Source organism: Pseudobutyrivibrio sp., from assembly GCF_017471675.1.
Classification (GTDB): Bacteria; Bacillota; Clostridia; order Lachnospirales; family Lachnospiraceae; genus Pseudobutyrivibrio.
Genome location: NZ_JAFUSK010000077.1, coordinates 1 through 17,472, shown reverse-complemented (window position 1 = coordinate 17,472; position 17,472 = coordinate 1). Strand labels below are relative to the sequence as shown.

Genomic DNA, 17,472 nt, shown 5'->3' with positions numbered 1-17,472 from the left:
ATGTGTATATAGTAAGCAAAATCTATGAACTATTCGTAAATAGTATATTGGGGTGTGGTGCAATTCACACTTGATTCATACATATGCAAGCGGGAAAGCGCACCTCGGCAAAGTTTAGCCCTTAACAGCACCACCTGTAACACCTTCAACGTAGAACTTCTGCATGATGATGAATAGGATTGAAATAGGTACCGCAATCATCAAACCACCGCAGCAGAAGTATGCGAAGTACTGGTTAACAAGTGCTCTCTGAAGCAGGTTGAAAAGTCCAAGCGCCATTGTCCAGTCAGCTGCATCCTTTGACTTAATCATAAGTCTTACCATTACGAAATCCATCCAAGGATTAAGGAATGAGTTGATAACTGTGTAAACAATCATTGGCTTTGAAAGAGGTACTACAATCTTGGCAAATATTGTTGCCTCTGATGCACCCTCAAGCTTTGCTGCTTCGTGAAGTGAAGTAGGAATTGTATCAAAGAATCCCTTCAAAATCAGGTAACCAAGACCTGATGCTCCTGAATAAAGGATTATAAGTCCTACTACGCTATCAGTAAGTCCAAGCATCTTCAAAATGAAGTACATAGCAATCATTGAAAGTACGCCTGGGAACATACCAAGGATGAGTGAAAAGCTCATAAGCTTCTTTCTACCCTTAAATTCAATAAATGAAAATGCATAAGCTGTCATGATTACAAATATTGATGAAACAAGACAGCTGAATACACCAATAATCATTGAATTCTTAAACCATGCAGGGAAATTTGCTGCTGCATCTGGCTCAAAGAAAAGCTGATGATAGTTTGCAAGTGTCCACTGTTCTGGGAAGAAATGATTTGTATTAATTCCCTTTTCCACACTAAATGTTGTTACAACCAACCAAAAGATTGGTATCAACCAAATAAATGCAAGTACTGCAAGGAAGATATGTCTTCCAACTATTTTCCATGTTTTTTTCATTATCTGTATACCCCCTCTTTATCTCCACCTATCATTCTTGAGAAAGTAAGAAGTGAAAGGGCTGCACAAACTACGAATGTTACAATACCGATTACTGATGCCATCTTGAAGTTACTGTACTCGTTTGTCAGTCTGAATAACCAGGTAATAAGCAAGTCAACCTCGTTGGCGTGTGAATTAGCCATAGCCATATTTGTTGTCTGGTAATTGTATGTAAGTAAGTAAATAACATTAAAGTTATTAATATTACCGATAACTGACTGAATAAGTGATGGGCCAGTAATAAACATTACATAAGGCATTGTTATCTTCCAGAAAATCTGGAACTTGTTTGCACCATCAATCTTTGCAGATTCAATCTGGTCTGATGGAATATTCATAAGAATACCTGTAGCAACAAGCATCTGATAAGGAATACCTACCCAGATATTTACAAGAATAATTGTTATGTGTGCCCAAATTGGACGCGATAAAAATGGGATGCATGCATCGCCTGCATTAAGCAATCCAATGTTCTTGAAGAAATCAAGGATTCCTACATTTGAGCAAAACGTATTTACGATACCATTATCACCAAACATCTTACTGATAAGAAGAAGGGTAACGAACTGTGGAATACCGATTGTGATTACAAAAAGTGTTCTCCACATTCCCTTGAATTTAGTGTCCTCATGGTTGATAAACTGAGCGAGAAGGATACCACCAAGGAATGTTGTAGCTGTTGCTAAAACTGCCCAAACTAAAGTCCATATTAATACTCTTATAAATGCATAACCAAATGTGATTGTCTGGCTTGTTGTAAACAGATTTACGAAATTTTTAAAACCAACCCATGTAAATAAATATGATGGTGGCTGATGATTCTCATCATAATTTGTAAATGCGATACATACCATGAAAAGTATAGGAATAATATTAATAAGAATTACACCAATACTTGGCAAGGTAAGAAGTGTGATGTGAAATCTTTCGTTTTTGAATGAAGCAATATCATCCTTAATGTTATTAATGTGTTCACCATTTTCACTCATCTTCTGAATACGGTAAACAGCTTTTATATTCTGTAAATATAATACGATAAATGCAATGATTACTAAGATAGCAATAATTCCGTAAAGAAGGATTAGTAATGAGTTATCATAATCATTAACAGTTTTTTTCATAGTTACTATATCAAAGACTTCTTCTCTTTGAACTGTACCAAGAGTGTTAAGCTTTGATAGATAAGGTGCGAATACACCAAAAATTGAGGCTAAAACTCCCACCTCAAGTAAAGTCATAAGTATTCCGCGTACAAACTGCTTTCTTCCGAAATAGCCTGCACCCATTATTACAAGTGATAATTTAACCCAAATGTCGCCATGCACAACGGCTTGACCAAAATCTTTAAAGTAGTTGCCTATTTTCTTCATCTTTGTCCTCTTCATATAAAAGGCTTCTCCCTCTGGGAGAAGCTGTCACGCAGTGACTGATGAGGGTAAATGTATGTAAAGACGCTAAGCATCTTATATTTTTTACACACACCCTCATCCGTCAGCTACGCTGCCACCTTGTCTCGCCTCTGGCTCGGTCGTTGCTAAACAGGCTCCACTGGAGCCTAGCAACCCCAGAGGGGGGAAGGCTTGTTATTATTCTACAGGTTGTGTTATTCCAGCTACAGCATCATCAAGAACCTTCTGGCTTACCTTGCCATCAAGGATGTTCTTTCCAAGTGACTCTGCTGGTGTCCAGTAGTTACCACCAACTCTCTGAAGCTGTGCGAACTCAGACTGTGCTGCAAGAGCGTCAAGTGCTGGAGAAGAAGCCTTTGCAAGTGCCTCTGTGTTTGAAGGACCCTCGCCTGTTGCCTCGTAAACTGCTTCCTGTGAAGCTGCGTTTGTAAGGTACTCAGCAAGAAGCATTGACCAACCTGTGTTCTCTGCATAAGCATTAACACCTACGAACTTGTATCCTGAGTATGAAGCCATCTGCTTGTCTTCACCATTTACCTTGAATGTAGGAAGCTTTGTAGCTGCATATCCATCACCATAAGCCTCTGAGAATGCATTAACATTCCATGTACCTGATACATAAGCTGCTACCTTACCATCATTAAGGTTTGCAAGAAGGTCATCATTACCATAAGCCTTGAATGCCTTTGAAGATGTGATAGTCTGAAGTGACTCAGCTGCTGCAAGACCTGTCTCGTTGTTCCAATCACAGTTGTTTGACTGATCCTCGTTCTCTGTAAGAGTACATCCTGCACCCTGGAAGAATCCGTATAGATACCAGCCGTTTGCGATTTCGCAACCAACTTCCTTGCCAAGCTCCTCAGCCTTAGCTGTAAGTGCCTCCCAAGAAGCTACATCCTCGTCTGAAAGCTGATTCTTATCATAGTATAAGAAATATCCGTTTGAAGCTGTGAATGGATAGCCATACTGCTTACCATCGTACTGGCCAGCCTCAACTGTTGCCTCTGTATCTGTTTCGTTCATGTCGTATGTGTACTGAGCTGCTACTTCGTTAAGAGCGCCTGCCTTAACAAGTGCCTCAAGCTGATCATCTGGGAATACGAATACATCAGCTGCTGCTTCCACATCCTCTAACACTCTATCCTTCATATCAGCTTCTGAAACAGCACCAAGTGTGATGTTAAAATCAACATCTGGATACTGAGCTGCGAAATCATCGCAAAGCTTCTTCATAACTGTCTGATATTCCTCCGTCTCTGAGCACCAAAGGTCAATATTTACTGTACCCTCTGTTGCTGCAATAAGGTTTGCGATAGCATCATCTGTTGAGCTGTCCTCTGCAGATGCATCTGTGCTCTCTGTTGCTGCAGTGTCTGTTGTCTCCTCTGCTTTTGAACCACATCCTGCAAATGCAGTTGCTACCATTGTTGACACAAGAAGTGCTGAAACAATCTTTTTCTTCATTTTTACTCCTCCATTTTCTTCGTAAATCTTAACTTTATACTCCCAGGTTGCTCCCCAATGTGCAACCGGTTGTTCTACATAAATAATCCTATATCTTGAACCGATTTTGGTCAATATAGCAATTTGTACAACTATTTTGTGATAATTTTGTTAATTTTACTAAAGCGTGCTATCCCTCATTTGGATATTAAAGTCGGTGAGAGTCTGACTTGTGATGCTTTCCCCATCCAAGTTGCGCATCAAAATCTCTAAGCACTGGCCACCTAACTTCTTTGCATCAAAATAAAGGCTGGTAATAGATGGTTTTGATGTAGAAAGCAAATTAGAATCATAAAAAGAACAAAGCTTGATATCTTCTGGTACAGAAATGCCATCGTTATGTAGGCAATTAAGCACAGAATTACAAAGCATATCATCCATGCAAACTATACACTCTGCCCCTTCTGCAATTGATTCCTTTAGAACAGAATCCATTCGCGCACTTTTATGCATGTTTAAGAAAATAAGGGATTCATCTGCCTTTAACCCCTTATTTATAAAGCCCTTTTTAAAGCCCTCCAAACGGCTATGGGTAACATTGATATTTTCACCACCGCCTATAAGAGCCATTCTGGTAATGCCAGCATCTATAAGGGTTTCTATCATTCTAGATGCAGCGCCCTCGTTGTCGTGATCCACATAAGGAACCCCTTCGTCCATAGGATTTCCCACAACAATATAAGGTATATCAGACTCCTTTAAGAAGTTGATAACCTTGGAATCACGCTCGCATCGGCTGACAATAACAGCATCTATCTTTCTGTTAGATACAGCATGTCTTAAGGCTGCAATACCATCATTATCCGCAAGGATGATAAGTACATCATACTCAAATTCCATAGCTCTATCGCAAACACCTGTCATAAGTGTCTGGAAATATGGCATCTCCCCTAATGCAGAATCTGCAGGCACAACTAATCCCACATTGTATGTGCGATTAGAAGCAAGAGACCTGGCTACAGCACTTGGTCTATAGTTTATCTCCTTAATATATTCATTAACCTTTTTCCTGGTTTCCTCTGAAATTCGGCCCTTTCCTGAAATAGCACGGCTCACTGTTGTCTTGCTTAGGCCTAATTCTTTGGCAATAGAATCTAATGTATGGCTCATAATTAACCTCTTCTCTTTCTAACATCTTACGTTAGCACACTAAATTTACATTTGCAATCGGTTGCGCACTTTTTGTAAAAAACAAACAAAAAAAGTCTCCACACCTTGTGAAGACTTTCCTTGATATCTATCTTGTTTACTTTTATTACATTGTGGTGAACTTGGATGTTTTTTCCATCAGGGCATTTGCCTCAGCTGAAAGCTCCTCAAACACTGACCTCATTTCCTCTAAGTCGCTGGATTCATTGATGCCCATTGCAAAGCTCTGCAGGTTTATAGCTGAGAACTGAATATCACTGATAATATCGTTAAATGACTCCTTGATGGAATTAACTGATGTTGCAATCTCATTAAGCTCTCCAGGGAAGTCGTCTATGTTTTCAACAATCAGGTTTCCCTTTTCCATCTCAGATAACACATGCTTCTGTTCCTGAATTACCTTGGACAATGTTTCTAGCGTAACAGCAAGTTTGTTTTGCAAATCCCCAATCTCATCATTTGCAGTTGCGAAATTCAGCTTAGATGTAAAATCGCCCTCCATGATCTTATCCATAGCTGGATTAATTTGTTCTAGAGGCTTAAGCACCTTTCTAATGGTAACTGTAATATCCCCAAGTGCTAAAGCTATACAAAATACTGCTACAAGTAAGCTTATCCTTATCCCTCTATCTACGTGAGCTAAGAAGTTTGACTCAGGATAAGCAACTGCTATTGTCCAATTACTGTTTTCAATGGTTGTAGCTGAATAAACCATGCTGGTTCCTGTATAGTCCTTGTTAGTTACGTACTCATCCTTCTTAGATGAAGAAAGAACCTTTTCAAGCTCTGGCATTACATCCACTGCTGCTGTTATCTTTTCTGCAGTAGGATTGTAATCTGCATCTGGATGAACAATGATATTGTTTTGACTATCTAGCAGGAATCCATAGGAGCCTTCTTCAAAATTAATGGTTCCCATAAATTGCTGAACAGATTCAATATTTGCATCAACTGCCACAACACCTACCATCATAGTTCCCCAATATACCGGTGTTGCAACTGTTACCATCATTACATCCGGTCTGGTGGCACTGGCATATGGGTCAAGAACTACCGTATGTCCTGCTGCCTCTGCCTTTTTGTACCAGCCACGCTCTCTAGGGTCTACCCCCTGAGCAAAGTCCACGCCTCTGGCCATGGTCATATTTCCCAGCTTATCTGAAAAATAAACGAAGTAAAATTCAGGATGATTAAGAGCTACCCTATCTACAACAGCCCTTACTGTATCCTTGCTCAAATCACCGTTTGCAGTAAGAGTACTTGCCATATCCTCTGTAACAGTAGCCATATCATTAACCCAGTTTTCCACCTTGTTAGCGCTCATCTGAGTAGCCAGCTCCAGCTTCATCTCCTGCTGCTCTATAATACGCCTAGAAAGATATACGAGATTAACAACAGTCATAAACCCTACTGTAATAATAATGGCTATAACCACATGCCTTGTTATTCTGCTTTTTATGGTAGTTCTCTTAGTTTTTTCCATATCTATCCCTCAAAAAGATAATACGCACACTTGTATATCATTTATCTTATTATAAATTTGAGGGTTTTTCGTGAAAAAACCGTGTCATTTGATGAAATATCCCTAGTTTCTGGCAAACACCATGCAATCATACCTGATTGCCTTACCATCTAAGCTATAGCTAGGCTTTTTATCTGCAAGATATGGCCCCTTTAAAGGGCGCTTTATTACGATTCTCTTAGGCTCTGCTGCTATGGCTGCCTCTAGTAGCTGCTCCTCATTAGAACAAGGGCTTTCTAACTTTTGCAAAAGCTGAAACTTTTTCTTAATCAAAGCGCTCTTTTGTCTTTCTGGAAACATAGGGTCCAGTAGCACGATATCAGGCTTATAATCTAAGCTTTTCATGGCGATTGTACTGTCACCGCACACCAAGGTCATTCTTCCTACTGCTTCCTTAAGCTCAGGAATCTCCATAGCTCTTTCCATGCAATCCTGTAGCAGCAGTGCTATAACCTCATCAAACTCATACAGCCTCACATCAAAGCCTGCTGCAGCAAGAATAAGTGAATCCTCCCCAAAGCCTGCCGTGGCGTCCACTAGGCTCTGTGGCATAGGCTGTCCCTTAATGCGAGCCACCTTAACAAGCATCTCCCTCTCCAGGTTGCTCTTTTTTAGCCTTGGCAGCATATCTCTAAAGTCCGCCATTATAGAAAGCTCGCCAGAGCTAAGGCTAAGCCCCTCATCTGTTTGAATCAGGGCCAGCCCTCTATCTGCGAGCTTTAAATTATACTGTTCTATTACATCTTTTGATATCAATTCTATTTATCCTCTTTACGAAGAAGATCCATCTTCATGTTGTAGTAATTTGGAGTCATATCCAGATAATGCTTATGAGGATTCTCAAAACGCTGCTCCTCAGGCCATACGCTATCATTAAGCTGTGCCTGAACCCTGGCTCTAATCGCCTGCATATCCTCGTCCTCGCATACAGCCTTACCGTCCCTAATAAGAGGATGCTGCAATGGCTCTGCAGTACAATTTTCAAAGATGTGTGTACTCTTCCATGGCTGCTCTGGGTCTACAAACTTGTAGCCACCCTCCACACTCATATCAATCTTCTCACCCTTGATTGCAAGCAAATCTGCCACTGCTCTTCCACTTGCATCCTTGATACGGTACACATCCTTAAGGCCTGGATTTGTAATTTTCTCTACTGTTTCAGAAATCTTAATCTTAGGGATAATCTCACCAGTCTTAGGGTTTGTAACAGCGCAAAGCTTGTAAACTGCACCAAATACAGGCTCCGACTTGGCAGTGATAAGTCTCTCACCAACACCAAATGAATCTACCTGACCACCCTGCTGAAGGATAGATGTGATAGTATACTCGTCCAGTGAATTGCTAACGATAATCTTAGCCTTTTCAAAGCCTGCATCATCTAGCATCTTTCTGGCCTTCTTGGTAAGGTATGCAAGGTCACCTGAATCAATACGGATACCAAAGCTCCTAGATTCGATGCCGGCATCCTTCATCTCCTGAAATACCTTAATAGCATTAGGCACGCCAGACTTAAGTACATTATATGTATCAACAAGAAGAATGCAGTTATTAGGGTAGCTCTTTGCAAAGCTTCTAAAAGCTGCAAGCTCCGATGTACGATAATCATTATCATCAGATGTGAAATACATTACGTAGCTGTGAGCCATTGTGCCACCAATAGGGATATCAAAATACTGGCCTGCAGAAACAGTAGCTGTACCGCTGGCACCTCCGATATAGGCAGCTCTTGCGCCGTAAATAGCAGCATCGTTATTATGGGCACGTCTTGCACCGAAATCCGAAACAGCCCTGCCTGCTGCTGCACGGACGATTCTGCTAGCCTTAGTAGCTATAAGAGACTGATGATTTACCTGAGCTAATAGCTCTGTCTCCACCAGCTGAGCCTCGATAATTGGGGCTGTAACAGTAATGATTGGCTCATTAGGATACATGATAGTACCCTCTTTAAATGCATCCACATCACCTGTAAACTTGAAATCCTTAAGGTAGGCAAGGAAATCCTCGGTAAAATGTCCAACACTTCTCAGATACTCAATATCCTCATCTGTAAAATGCATATTCAAAAGATAATCCTTTACCTGCTGCAAGCCTGCAAATATAGCAAAACCGCCGCCATCTGGATTCACTCTATAAAACACATCAAAGCTAACCCTAGTATTATTATCAATTGTAGGGTCGTTAAAATAAGCATTAGCCATTGTAAGCTCATACTCATCCATCATCATCGTAAGGTTACGTGCCTTATCCTGTGTCTGCTTCATACTCTACCTTCTTTCTTTACTCTCCAGGTGCACTATTAATTACTTTGCCTGTATTCCACAGCATTGCTGACTTTTCTGCCGCTGTAAGCTTTCCTGATTCGTCCTTATAGCCTACAGTTCCTGTATAACTGCCGCAATCCAAGCAAGCCACATAATATCCCATATCCTCTTCCTCTAGTATTCCTGCGCCACCGCAAATTGGGCAATCATGTAATTCGATTTTTTCTGTAATGTCCATTTTATAAACTCCTTACACAAATAGAGGTGTAGCATCTGCTACACCTCTGCTACTTCACTGTTCTATTGTACACGATTTCTTACTTCAATGCCATCTCTTCCATTTCTCTTGCAATTTTATTAATAACTGCAAGAGTATCATTCATGTTTGTAAGGGCATCCATAGCATCATCACTTACAGAGCCAACAGTATCTGTTGCTGCTGCAACCTGCTGACTGGTTGCAGATAGATTAGTGATGTTATCCATAATCTGAGTATTTGCTGCGATAACCTCATCTACGGAAGACTTAACCTGAACAACGCCTTCTCTCAGCTCATCTGTACCTTCCTTGATTGTATCAAGCTTGGTTCCTGTCTCAGAAATAAGCTCGTTTTGCTTGTTAGCATATTCTGCTGATTTAGACATGGCAGAAGCTGCTGAACGGGCATCTGATGTAAGACGCTCAATAATCTTTGCAATCTCTTCTGTAGCCTCTCTGGTGCTTTCAGAAAGTGCTCTGATTTCGTCTGCAACAACGGCAAAGCCTTTACCTGCCTCACCAGCTCTTGCAGCCTCAATAGATGCATTAAGCGCAAGCAGATTTGTCTGGCTGGAAATTCCAAGGATTGTTTCGGTAATACCCTGAATATCCTGAATACTTTCGTTAAGTGCCTGTGTTGTTTCACTGGTTTCGATATTTATGTTTGCAACCTTCTCAGCCTGACTCTTAAGCTGATTGATAAGGTCTACGCCTTCGTTTACAGATTCCTCTACACGCATTGAAACATCATCAATGTTGTTTGCTTCTGTACCAACAGTCTGAATACTTTCTTGGATGACCGCTGTCTTGCTAGTCTGATTTTCTACAGCCTCAGCTGTGTTTCTTGTACCTTCAACAATATCAGCAACTGATGAATGTACTGTCTCCATAGACTCATTAAGTCTGTTAGAAACATCGTTAGCTTCTTCAAATTTCTGGTTCAACTGGTCAGCCAAATCCACAATTGCCTCTGATGTTTCCTTCAAATCTGCTGCATGATCCTTGATAGTATCAAGTGCCTCTGTTGTCTGATTACGTTGCTGCTTACATACAACTACGGCTATAGTGCAGGCTATGATACTAAATCCAAGCTCTGTTATCAAATCACGACCAGTAAGTCGACCTCTGTTAATCTCTATGAAACCAGATGTAATAAGACACACATTTGCGATAATACATCCAATCCTAACTGTAGAAGCCTCACCATAAATCATTACAATAAGGATGATAGTATACATGAACAAATACATATGATTATCACTAGGCACATAGATGTTCATAAGGAACATGGCAACCATAGATAATGTGATGCAGAATTTGTATTTATACTGTTCGCCAAAACTCATGTAGCATACCTGGAATAATATAATATCTAATACTGCTGTAACTAAACGAACCACGTCAAGGGGATTTACCCCGTCCATAATAAGTGACCTGACCGCAAAAAATACAAGTGCGATACATGTTATAGTCCCACAGTACCTTGCAAGTCTGTTTTTTTCCAGCATCTGCTTGGTTTTAATATCAATCTTCTCAGCTTCTTCGTTCATATTAATGTCCTCCATTAATACATTGGTTACAATTCACATTCCCCCACGTATCATACTAAGTATAACAACATTTTTTTGAAAATAATGTGAATTTTATAGAATCTTCACAAAACTTTCATAACACCCATTTTTACCCAGGATTGAAAAAGTGAAGAGGCCACGACAGATTAACCGCCGTGGCCCCCTCTATATATGATTGTAGCGCTACTACACTTATTGATTATCAGATTCAATCTTGAACTTAGAAAGTTCATCATTGATAGCAAGCGCTGAATCTGAAACAGAATTTGCTACATCCTCTACGCCCTGACTTTCTGTTGCAATCTGGTTAGCACTTTCTGTAAGTGTATAATATCACCGATTCCTCGTTTGCATACTCGTAAATTTGAGTTCATCATAGTCCAAAATTGTTATATTTTTGTTAATTTATATCGTTTTTTAATTTTTTCACTATTTCTTCATAATTGTCTTTAATGTGAGGTCTTATGCAATTAACACAAGACTTTACACCTTTGTCTGTGTAATAAAAATTTCCTCCACAGTCTTTACCCAAATGATAAAGTGGGCAATAACAAAAGAGACAGTTAAACTCTTCTGGTTTATCTGTCTCATGGCAAGGAAAATATTCACATTCTTTGTTCTGAAAAAACTTGTAATGCTCCATATTACGGATTAGCCTACCTTTAGTTTGAACTTTTGTAAATCGTGTTCGTTATCTACCTGGGCGAAGGATGCGCCAAGCTTGGTGAACTTACCAACGATATCTTCGTAGCCTCGCTGGATGAACTTGATATCATCAATAGTGGTGATACCATCTGCAGCAAGACCTGCAATGATAAGCGCAGCGCCTGCTCTAAGGTCTGGTGCCTGCACCTGTGCACCTGTGTAGCGCTCTACACCAGTGACGATTGCAACAGTACCCTCAACCTTAATGTTAGCTCCCATTCTGGCAAGCTCATCTACATATTTGAAACGGTTCTCAAAAATCGATTCTGTAACAGTGCTAGTACCATCTGCTATGGCAAGAACTGCTGTGATTTCTGGCTGCATATCAGTAGGGAAGCCAGGATAAGGAAGTGTAGTTACATGTGTATGTGTAAGCTTACGTCCCTTAGCGATTACTCTAACAGCATCATCATATTCTTCAATAACACAGCCTGCTTCAACAAGCTTAGCTGATGTAGCCTCCAAATGCTTAGGAATAACATTCTTAATAAGAACATCGCCGTGTGTTGCCGCAGCTGCACACATATAAGTACCAGCTTCAATCTGATCTGGAATAACTGCGTAAGTAGTACCGTGAAGCTTAGAAACACCAACAATACGAATAACATCTGTACCAGCACCACGGATATTAGCACCCATACTGTTTAAAAAAGATGCAACATCTACCACGTGTGGCTCCTTAGCAGCATTTTCGATAGTAGTCTTACCCTCTGCAAGTACAGCAGCAAGCATAATATTGATAGTAGCACCAACAGATACCTTATCAAGATAAATATGACTACCTACAAGCTTATCTGCCCTGGCAGACCAAAGACCATATGATACATCTACATTAGCACCAAGAGCCTTAAGTCCCTTTACGTGTAAATCGATTGGACGTGAACCAATAAGGCAACCACCTGGAAGCGCTACCTCTGCACTCTTATATTTTCCAAGAAGTGCACCCATTAAATAATAGGAAGCACGAATCTTCTTGATGTACTCATAGTCTACAGAAAGTCTATTTATACTAGCGCCGTTAATCTCTACTGTGTGGTCATCCACACGGTTAATCTTAGCCCCAATATCTTCGATAGCCCCAATCAAGACATTAATATCTTTAACATTTGGCAAATTTTCAATTGTAACAGTCTCGTCTGCCATAATGGCACCAGCTAAAATACCTAGCGCTGCATTTTTGGCACCGCTAATCTCTACCTCTCCAGAAAGCGCAGTACCACCTTTAATAACATACTGTTCCATTTTATCTCCTATAATCTCTAACTTAAGAAACGAGTCATTAAAAAGGAATCGGCTAAGCTGATTCCTCTTTAGACTGACTCTGATATAATTTAGCATAAAAGCCGTTTTTCTGCAACAATTCTGAATGACTTCCTTGCTCCACTATACTTCCGTCTTTTACAAATAGAATCACATCTGCTTCTCTAATTGTTGACAATCTATGGGCTACAATGAATGTAGTTCTGCCCTTCATCATCTTATTAAATGCTGATTGTATTTTCTGCTCGGTACGAGTATCAATTGAACTTGTAGCTTCGTCAAGTATTAACATTGGTGGAATATTAAGCATAACACGTGTTATACACAAAAGCTGCATCTGCCCTTGGGACAAAGCTCCCCCTTCTGACGAAAGGATTGTATCATAGCCGTAAGGCATTCTTTTTATAAAGCTATGTGCATATGTGGCCTTGGCTGCCTCTATTATTTCTTCATCTGTGGCATCAGGATTTGCCATTCTAAGATTTTCCTTTACGCTGGCATTCTTAAGCCATGTCTCCTGAAGAACCATACCAAAGCTTTGACGCAAATCGTTAATTGGAATATCTCTGATATCCACCCCGTCTATAAGGATTTGACCATTATCAATATCATAAAATCTCATAAGAAGATTAATGATTGTACTTTTTCCTGCACCTGTTGGTCCTACTATGGCGATGCGCTGACCACTCTTAACAGATAGATTCAGATGTTCAATAAGCTTCTTGCTCTTATCATAAGAGAAGAACACATCCTTAAACTCTATCTCTCCTCTAATATCATTTATAGCTTTTTCGCCTTCATCTACCTCAACCTCAGCGTCTATCATTTCAAATAATCTGGCTGCACATGCCAATGCGTTTTGGAATTCTGTAATAACTCCTGATATCTCGTTAAATGGCTTAGCGTATGTGCTGGCATAAGAAAGGAAGCTGGTAAGCCCTCCTACTGTAATGCCGCCACCTATTGCAAGAATTGCACCAAACACGCCAACAGCAGCATAGATAATGTTATTTATAAGCCTTGTACTAGGATTAACTGTTGATGAATAAAATGTTGCTTTCATAGAAGCATCTCGAAGACTATTATTCATCTTGTCAAACTTCTCTATAGCCGTAGCTTCGTAATCCATGTTTCTTACAATGTTTTTGCCAGTAATCATCTCTTCTATATAAGAAGTTTCTGTTCCTCTAAGCTTGGCCTGCTCTCCGAAAAACTTGTAAGTCTTTTCCGAGATAAACTTGGCAAGCAATAAAGATGCAGGTGTTGCAATAATTACTATCAGCGCAATCTTCACTGAAATCATCAGCATAAAATAGATTGTACCAAGTATTGTAAGCACTCCTGTAAAAAACTGGGTAAAGCCCATGAGTAGTCCATCTGCAAATGTATCTGCATCAGAAACGATTCGGCTTACATAATCTCCATGTGGGTGTGAATCTATCTGAGATAGCTTCATGTGCTGTAGCTTTCTAAAAGCCCTATCGCGAAGGCTCTTAGTTACGTTGTAGGTGATTGAATTATTCACCCTGTTCATAATCCACTGTGTGAAGAATGTAGCGGCTACTGTAACGGCCATCTGTTGTAACACAGCTATAAGCTTATCATAATCAATCTCACCCTTTGCCACTATACAGTCCACCGCCCTACCGGTAAGGATAGGAATTCTAAGTGTTAGGTAAACTGTAGCAAGAGCACATATTAAAGAGATAATTATTTGAAAACTGTAGGTTTTCAATTCTATTAAAACGCGATTTAATATTTTACCTTGAGACCTATTATTCATTTGCAGCCTCCTCTCTAGGATACTGGCAATAATATATCTCCTGATATGTTTCGCAGTCCTTAATTAGTTTATCATGATTTCCAAGGCCTACACATTTACCATCATCAAGTACCAATATCTGATCAGCCTCAATTACGGATGAAGCTCTTTGGGATACTATGATAAGTGTAGGATGCCAGCTAAGATTCATAAGAGCCTTTTTAAGCTTTGCTTCTGTGGCAAGGTCAAGTGCGCTGGCTGAATCATCTAATAATAAATATTTAGGCTGTCCAATTAGAGCCCTTGCGATTGTTAGCCTCTGTCTTTGGCCTCCAGAGAAGTTAGAGCCTCGTCCCTTCACCTCTGTATCAATGCCACCTTCCTTTGCTTCAACAAAATCTATAGCTTGTGCTATATTAAGTGCTGATTTAATTTCATCATCATCTGGATTAGTTCCAGCCATTTCCATATTACTTCTAACAGTGCCGCTAAATAGATATGCCTTCTGGGGAACTATACCAAAGCATTTAGCTAAATAGCTATCATCAAACTGATTTACATTAGTGCCACCTATTTCGATAGAGCCCTTAGTAACATCATAGGTATGATTAAGGAGCTTAAGCAGTGTGCTCTTACCTGAACCTGTACCACCAATAATGCCTAGTGTAGAACCAGCAGGAATTTCCAAATTAATATCTTCAAGGTCCATATCCGCTGTGCCATTGTAGCTAAAGGATACGTTCTTAATGGAGATTTGCTCAGGCGCATCCGAACCGCATATAATTAAATTATCATTTAATTTAACAAGGCTTCGCTCATCTGACTTCATCTCCATAAGCTCTTGTACTCTATCAGCAGATGGAAATGCCTTCATCAAAAGAACTATAAGATTGGCAAGCTTTATAAGCTCTATAAGTATCTGGCTCATGTAATTAACCAAGGCTACCACGTCACCCTGTAATATAAATCCATTATCAACCCTGTGCATGGCTACATAGATAAGGAATACTATGCCAAGATTTACTACCACGTATGTAACTGGATTTAAAAGGGCTGAAACCTTGCCAGTTCCAATCTGCATCATTGCAAGCTCACCTGTCTTAATCTCAAAGCTTTCCTTTTCTTCATCCACCTGGCAGAATGCTCTAAGCACTCTAGAGCCTTCTAAGTTTTCTGAAACAGCATGCAGTACTTTTTCAAGCTTAGCAGCTATAGCCTTATACCTTGGCAGTGTATAGCGCATAATAAAATACACTATGATAGATAGCAAAGCTACCACCAGCACAAAAACAAATGCTGATTTAACATCTACCACAAACGCCATTACTATAGCACCTGCCACTATAAATGGTGAACGTAAGAATAATCTAAGCACCATATTGATAGCATTTTGAATCTGATTAATATCATTTGTGATTCTAGTGGTAAGAACTTCTTCACCAATACTTTCCTTCACGCCCTGTGACAAAGACATGATTTTGGCAAATAAGTCTCTTCTTATTTCTGCTGCTGTAAACACTGCAACATATGCGCTGAAATACTGGGCTGTGATAGAAAATATAAGGCCCACAACTGCCAGTAATAAAAGAACCCCACTCATCCTTAGGATGTAGTGGGTATCTGAACTGGCAATTCCCTTGTTAATGATTGATGCCATAACAAGTGGTACCAGCAGTTCAAATATCGCCTCTAACATTTTGAAGAGTGGGGCTAAAAATGCCTTAACCTTATATTGTTTAAGATATTTTAAAACAAAACTCATAAATTACTCCGCTTCTGTTTCCTCAGTCGATTCAGTAGCTGTTGTATCTTCCTTAGATTCTTCTGTCTCAGGAGCCTTGAATAAGCTATCGAACTTAACCTTCTCCCAAGCCTTGTCATTTACTTTCCAAGTGATAGCTTCCTTCCATTCGTCTAAAAGCTTATCAAATGCCTCTGACTGAAGTGACTCTCTCTTGCTCTGTGAAGCGTCCTCATCATGATCTGCAGTAAGCTTAATTACATAGAAGCCTACACCATCAACAACAATAACACCTGACTGCTCACCCTCTTTAAGCTTCTCAGCCTCAGAGATTATCGACATATCCATTGTGTTATCTTCTGACTCGCCCTTAAGATAAGAATAATTCTGTGTTGTAAGACCAAGTTCCTCTACCTTTGCATCAAAATCCTCTGATGTAGAAAGCTCCTTAGCCTGAGTCTTTAATTCAGTAATCTCATCATCTGTATACTCTGTTACATTACCTTCTTCGTCCTTCTTACCTGTTGTATCAAAGAGAACATAGGTAAATGTACGCATCCAACAATCCTCATCTTTAATGTCAGCATCAGATGCTTCCTTTGCTGCTGCACTAACTAGAGAATAGTATGTTCTATATTCAAGATATTCCTTAACATATTCCTCTGTGGCACCCATAGCCTCAAGAGATTCCTTGCTATTATCAGAGATGAACTTCTTTGCAGCTTTTGCAATATCGTTCTTCTGATCCTTAGAAAGCTCTATCTTATAATCACCAGCGTGAAGCTTTGTAAGATATTGAGATTCCATCTCCTCAAGGACTCCGTCCTTTGTATCTGCCTCAAGTGTAGAACCACTTCCTGACATATCTGATTTCCACATATCCTCGCCATAGTATGAAAGCAAATACTGATCATACATAGACTGCTGATATCTGGCAGCAAAATTACCATAACCTAAAGAAATAGTATCCTTAGCATCCCCTGTGTTAATTGTTACAAGTGTCTCGTTTGGATTAATCTTACCACAACCAGTCATAAGCATTACTGCTGAAAGTGCAGTAAGACCAGCTGTCTTTACCATTTTTCTATTCATTATAAATTCCTCCTGAGTGTCCCCACCCAAATATATTCAAGCCTTTTTATTATAATTAATCCTCGTGAATTATACAAGTTTAGGCGAAGAATTACAGCGATGCTCTTAACTGCTAACTAAAAAAGGGGCTGTTAAAAAACTCCCCTAAAAGGTAAGGAGTGAAATCTTCGGATTTCACTCCTCTTTTATTAAAAAAATGAGCCACAGACCTATGGCTGTGACCCAAATCCGGTATATAAT

General features: G+C 39.8%; 14 protein-coding genes. All 14 read right to left on the bottom strand.

Annotation, left to right across the window (positions count from 1 at the left end):
• Nucleotides 1-114: 114 nt before the first annotated feature.
• The 14 genes from IJ535_RS12370 to IJ535_RS12305 all read right to left on the bottom strand — a co-directional run bounded on the left by IJ535_RS12370 (nt 115) and on the right by IJ535_RS12305 (nt 17,232).
• Nucleotides 115-957, bottom strand: a complete 843-nt coding sequence (locus tag IJ535_RS12370) for a sugar ABC transporter permease (RefSeq protein WP_294303475.1) — start codon at nt 955-957, stop codon at nt 115-117.
• Nucleotides 957-2,384, bottom strand: coding sequence for a carbohydrate ABC transporter permease (locus IJ535_RS12365; RefSeq protein ID WP_294303473.1), 1,428 nt, complete (start codon nt 2,382-2,384; stop codon nt 957-959). The genes IJ535_RS12370 and IJ535_RS12365 overlap by 1 nt, the downstream gene beginning before the upstream one ends.
• A gap of 201 nt (nt 2,385-2,585) precedes the next feature.
• Nucleotides 2,586-3,872, bottom strand: coding sequence for an extracellular solute-binding protein (locus IJ535_RS12360; protein WP_294303470.1), 1,287 nt, complete (start codon nt 3,870-3,872; stop codon nt 2,586-2,588).
• A gap of 159 nt (nt 3,873-4,031) precedes the next feature.
• Nucleotides 4,032-5,021: a LacI family DNA-binding transcriptional regulator gene (locus IJ535_RS12355; RefSeq protein ID WP_294303466.1), complete on the bottom strand. Its 990-nt coding sequence runs from the start codon at nt 5,019-5,021 to the stop codon at nt 4,032-4,034.
• Nucleotides 5,022-5,166: 145 nt separating this feature from the next.
• The gene (locus IJ535_RS12350; protein WP_294303463.1) at nt 5,167-6,543 is read right to left on the bottom strand and encodes a cache domain-containing sensor histidine kinase; all 1,377 of its coding nucleotides are present in this window, start codon (nt 6,541-6,543) and stop codon (nt 5,167-5,169) included.
• Nucleotides 6,544-6,645: 102 nt separating this feature from the next.
• Nucleotides 6,646-7,338 (bottom strand): class I SAM-dependent methyltransferase, encoded by a 693-nt coding sequence (locus tag IJ535_RS12345; RefSeq protein ID WP_294303458.1) that lies wholly within the window; start codon nt 7,336-7,338, stop codon nt 6,646-6,648.
• A gap of 2 nt (nt 7,339-7,340) precedes the next feature.
• Nucleotides 7,341-8,843 (bottom strand): nicotinate phosphoribosyltransferase, encoded by a 1,503-nt coding sequence (locus IJ535_RS12340; protein WP_294303454.1) that lies wholly within the window; start codon nt 8,841-8,843, stop codon nt 7,341-7,343.
• A 16-nt stretch (nt 8,844-8,859) separates the two neighbouring features.
• Nucleotides 8,860-9,081, bottom strand: coding sequence for a Lar family restriction alleviation protein (locus IJ535_RS12335; protein WP_294291678.1), 222 nt, complete (start codon nt 9,079-9,081; stop codon nt 8,860-8,862).
• A 79-nt stretch (nt 9,082-9,160) separates the two neighbouring features.
• The gene (locus IJ535_RS12330) at nt 9,161-10,651 is read right to left on the bottom strand and encodes a methyl-accepting chemotaxis protein (RefSeq protein WP_294303452.1); all 1,491 of its coding nucleotides are present in this window, start codon (nt 10,649-10,651) and stop codon (nt 9,161-9,163) included.
• A 421-nt stretch (nt 10,652-11,072) separates the two neighbouring features.
• Entirely contained in the window at nt 11,073-11,315 is a 243-nt protein-coding gene (locus tag IJ535_RS14200) for a cysteine-rich small domain-containing protein (protein ID WP_294303449.1), read from the bottom strand.
• Between the two features lie 8 nt (nt 11,316-11,323).
• Complete coding sequence (locus IJ535_RS12320) at nt 11,324-12,619, bottom strand: UDP-N-acetylglucosamine 1-carboxyvinyltransferase (protein ID WP_294303444.1); 1,296 nt, start codon at nt 12,617-12,619, stop codon at nt 11,324-11,326.
• 52 nt (nt 12,620-12,671) lie between these two features.
• Nucleotides 12,672-14,420 carry an ABC transporter ATP-binding protein gene (locus tag IJ535_RS12315; protein WP_294303439.1) on the bottom strand — a complete coding sequence of 583 codons (1,749 nt, stop codon included), beginning with the start codon at nt 14,418-14,420 and terminating at the stop codon, nt 12,672-12,674.
• Complete coding sequence (locus tag IJ535_RS12310) at nt 14,413-16,161, bottom strand: ABC transporter ATP-binding protein (RefSeq protein WP_294303436.1); 1,749 nt, start codon at nt 16,159-16,161, stop codon at nt 14,413-14,415. Before IJ535_RS12310 ends, IJ535_RS12315 begins: the two co-directional genes overlap by 8 nt.
• Nucleotides 16,162-16,164: 3 nt before the next feature.
• Nucleotides 16,165-17,232 carry a hypothetical protein gene (locus IJ535_RS12305; RefSeq protein ID WP_294303433.1) on the bottom strand — a complete coding sequence of 356 codons (1,068 nt, stop codon included), beginning with the start codon at nt 17,230-17,232 and terminating at the stop codon, nt 16,165-16,167.
• Between the last annotated feature and the right edge of the window lie 240 nt (nt 17,233-17,472).